The organism is Paenibacillus sp. P4_A7 (assembly GCF_056402455.1).
In genome coordinates, this window is the sequence record NZ_JBFUHJ010000462.1 from 1 (window position 1) to 4,330 (window position 4,330).

A 4,330-nucleotide genomic window follows, 5' to 3' on the forward strand; every position below is an offset into this window, starting at 1 on the left:
CTATTAATCATTAAATTGAAGATAGCCATTAAAGAGAGGACGAATACCCTATGAAAAAACAATACATGTTAATGTACATTCTTGTCGTTCTATTAATGGCTGGATGCTCAAATGCTGAGAAAACAACTGAGGAGCAGGGCTACCAAGAAGATCCTACCGTAAACATTGCCAAGGATGAAATCCTGCTTTACATACAAGACCAATCGACAACTGACCAAGGTGATTTGTACGTAAAAACAAGCAAGGGGGATCGCGAAAAGATAGGTTCTAAAGTAGCCCCCCATCAATTCGTGTACTTATATAACACGAAAGCTCTTTTATTCCTCGACAAAGACAATAATCTAATAGTAAAAGAAGCAGGAAAGCCAGAAACGCAGATTTCTACCGATGTATATCCTAACTCGTGGGTTGTATCCCAGGATGAAACAACCGTCTTATTCTTAAAAACCGCTACTGCAGATGACTTTTCGGGCAACACAGGCGATTTGTATCGAATGGCTATTGGCAGTGAAAAAGAGAAGATAGCCTCAAATATTAAACAGGATTCATATAGCCTTACTAAGGATGGAAAAATTGCAACCTTTATGGACGCTGAGTCTTCACTGTACCGTAAAGCAAGTGACGTAACAGACAAAGAAAAACTCGCTTCCAGCATTTCGAAATTTATAATGAGCAATGATGGGGATGTAACGGTCTTTGAGAATCTGGACGGCAGCGTGTACATTAAGAAAGTTAACATGCCAGATAAGGAAAAATTAGCTTCTCAAAATATATATGAACTTACCTTTTCCGATGACAGCCAAATCATGGCTTACTTAGATGAATATCATGCGGACTCGTCTAAAGGCGAATTGATGCTTTTAATAGACGGATACGAAAAGACTAAAATTGCATCGGACATCATTGACTATCAAATTCCTGTCTTAGGGGATTCTATTTATTTTCTAAATGAAGACAAAAGTCTTTATGTAAAAACGATAAAAGACACTGAAGAAGATGAAAAATCAAAGAAAAAGAACAAGGATGAAGATCAGCCTATCGCATTGAAAACCATTAACCCCATAGAAAAAGTGAAGCTTGACGACGAAGTAACCGATTTCGATGTAACTCCCGATGGCAGTAGTATTATCTATTTAGATACTGACGAGAACTTGTTTTTGAAGAGAATCGGGGAGCAAAAGGTCAAGATTGGTAGCAACGTAATCAATATTCATCTCTACAACGACTCTATTCTTTTTAGAGACAAAGAAAATACGCTCTACACAATCGACTTAACACTGGATTCCGTAGCAAAGAAAGCACTTGAAAAAGTTGAAAAGTCCGAACAGCCATCAGACCGTGCGGCAAGTCCTGTAAAGGACAAAGTGAAGCTCGCTGATGAAGTAGAAGCATACTCGACGGATAAAAGCCTGAAGTATCTGGTTTATAAAGTCACGTCTGGAGAGCTCTATGTTCGTACCAAAGCGCAGCCTACACCTGTAAAAGTGTTTGAAAACATGGATGAGTTTAGCGCCCTGTATTTTCTAAATTATTTACTTTACGAGAAACTAGTAACGATCAACAGCCTAGAGGGCTATTGGAAAACAACCGATAAAGAAACTGGACAATTTATGTATTCTCAGTTTACCAAAGATTCAAAAGTGGTTTGGTATAATAAACAAGGTGAGAGTACTGAGCAATCATTCACTTTAAAAAATGCAACCGCCCGTTCAGTTGAATTAACTTTCTCGGATGATTCAATCGTAAATTTTGATTTAATCAATAAAGATACACTTGCGTTACATGTTGATGGAGAAACAGCTGCTCAGGAACTAACAAGAGTAAACAAAGAAGAAGTCGATAAGAACTTGATAGCGATTAAGGACAAGATCGCGGCAGAGGCCAAAGAGGCTACTAAAAGTACCGCACTAACTGCTGATGACGCTATAAAGGTAGTCGAAAGTCTTGATCCAGGCAATTACTCTGCCGATCATGACAGCAGCGAGTATGATATTACGACCGTAGATGGAGCATTTTTCTTCTATATTAATTACTCCGCAGCCAGCGGTATGGGCGGCGGTTTGTTCGTTCGCCAGGGTACAGGCGAGGTCTTTGGGTATACCATGGGCACGGAAGACGATCCTAATGCTCCATTCCCTGACTTCACGAATCAAATAAGATAGTCAAACTTTATTATGGATCATCATTCAGAGCGAGTGTAGTAGTATACTTTGGTATCCTACCGGATTCAAATACATCTAAGACATTGCCCAGAGTGGTGATGTCTTTTTTGCCTCTCCCTCACTATCCTATTTTTTGGTTCCATTTAGAAACGACAAAATATGCACATCTACTATAAATTTACGCAACTTTCGCTTTATTTCACTTCTGAGGTATTTATAATGAGATCACCATTATGCATGTCCCTCATGATGGACCAGAATAATGTAAAATAGTAAGCAGATAAGTTCAATTATGACATCAATATATCATAAAGAGATACACATGAGCCGTGGAAAAAAGAATTAGTTCGCAGATGTTAATCGGGAAGAGTTATTAAAGGACCTCACCTAGAAGGAAAAGTTTGCAATAGGGCATTTATCGGATAAGATCTCAGAATTTATCACTGGGATTTCGCTTATCACAAATCAAGAACGACCCGATATCATGATGCACTCAGTAAGCGCAACGGCCACCGTAAAAAAGACTCCGAGGATGTAATTCGAGTCGAGGGTGGCATGCCTACGATCATCTCCAAGGAACTGTTCCAGCAAGTGCAAGATAAGATGGATGCCAACAACCACGCGCCTGGTATACAAAAAGCCAAAGAACTTTACCTTCTAAGTGGGCTTACGATTTGCGGAGAATGCTTAAGAAATCTTGGTTACGATATGGGCAACACCAAACATTGCGGTCGTAACAAGCTAAAATACGTCACCTACCTTTGCGGCAACCGTGATTGTGCCAAAGCTCGTAAGAATACCGAGCTTCGCCTCCACCATGCAAATCCACAACCGCAWGAGGTTGTGGATTTGTGCTTTCTATTACATGTAACTTGAGTATGAGTTCAACATGCTCTTTATAGATGATGACCTTTTCTACATAGCTGCCGATGAACTTCTTGATCTCAGGAATGTTCCGTTCGGCAACATGCATTTTGAGACTTACCAGCAGTAGTTGCAGGGTTTCCTCCTCACCCGAGTAACACCCCGTTTATTATTGACAAAGTTCATTTAAGATGATAAATTGGCGTAATACCCATTTTTTGGGTCATATTATAAGGGGTGCTTTATATGCTTTTACCTGTGCACGAACGATTCATATATCAAGCAAAGGAAAGTCTCAGTCAAGATCAACGACTTTGGGGCCTCCTTGCAGGTGGCTCCATGATGACGAAGACCATGGATGAGTATAGCGATTTAGACCTTATCATCGTATACGACTCTGCCTACCAGGAGCAGATCATGAATCAACGGCTTCTCATTGCAGAAGGATTAGGCAAGTTGCTTTCTGGATTCACAGGTGAACATGTTGGTGAACCTCGTGTGGTTATTTGCTTATACGGACCGGAGCCGCTGCATGTCGATCTTAAATTTGTTACATTGGAAGAGCTTGAAATACGAATTGAAAACCCGCTTATTTTATGGGAAAAAGATCAGGAAATCAGTAAAATTTTTAAAGAAACCTCCCCCTCACATCCATACCCAAATCCACAATGGATAGAGGATCGCTTCTGGGTCTGGATTCATTACGGCGCCACGAAGCTAGGAAGAGGAGAATGGTTTGAATTGATCGATCATATTACATATATTCGCAGTACTGTATTAGGTCCTTTGGTTTTGATTCGTAGTGGTCAACTCCCTAGAGGAGTTAGGAAGCTGGAACAGTATGGCATCAGTGAAATAGAAGAACTAAAAAAGACGATCCCTCTACACAGTTTCGAGAGTTGCTACCATGCGTTAAAAAGTACTATCCACCTCTATCAACGCTTGCGTCAACATTCTGATGTACTTGTAAAGGAAGAAGCGGAACATGTTTCTATTGCTTACCTTGAAAAGGTGTATGCTTCGTTGATTGATTAGAATACAAAAAGAGCACCTAATACGGCAATGTCATTAAGTTAAGCCCAGAGACACCACCGGGAAAAATGGAATCCGAAACGGCATGGGAAAAAGCCCTGTGCCGTTTGTTTTTTTGTGCAAGCAAGGAAAAAGCGTACAGCAAACAAAGCGGATGGAATATCCTCTTAAAAAATGYTCATGGGAACCGAGTTATGCTACTCTGTAGACGAAGCTACCGTTATATTCAGAGATGCGTGAGGAAGTCCCTCCCCCCCCCATTATTCAGGTAG

At 40.5% G+C, this 4,330-nt stretch carries 3 protein-coding genes; all 3 read left to right on the plus strand.

The features are described from left to right. Positions 1 to 50 precede the first annotated feature (50 nt). The gene (locus AC1DWN_RS28840) at positions 51 to 2,162 is read left to right on the plus strand and encodes a hypothetical protein (protein WP_477562321.1); all 2,112 of its coding nucleotides are present in this window, start codon (positions 51 to 53) and stop codon (positions 2,160 to 2,162) included. Positions 2,163 to 2,597: 435 nt separating this feature from the next. After that, positions 2,598 to 3,038, plus strand: a complete 441-nt coding sequence (locus AC1DWN_RS28845; protein ID WP_477562323.1) for a recombinase family protein — start codon at positions 2,598 to 2,600, stop codon at positions 3,036 to 3,038. A 234-nt stretch (positions 3,039 to 3,272) separates the two neighbouring features. Beyond that, positions 3,273 to 4,061, plus strand: coding sequence for an oxalate:formate antiporter (locus tag AC1DWN_RS28850; protein ID WP_477562322.1), 789 nt, complete (start codon positions 3,273 to 3,275; stop codon positions 4,059 to 4,061). The last annotated feature ends 269 nt before the right edge of the window (positions 4,062 to 4,330 follow it).

Bases quoted from the DNA above. Each gene is read 5' to 3' on its own strand.
- AC1DWN_RS28850 (WP_477562322.1), top strand. From the start codon at position 3,273: ATGCTTTTACCTGTGCACGAACGATTCATATATCAAGCAAAGGAAAGT.
- AC1DWN_RS28840 (WP_477562321.1), top strand. From the start codon at position 51: ATGAAAAAACAATACATGTTAATGTACATTCTTGTCGTTCTATTAATG.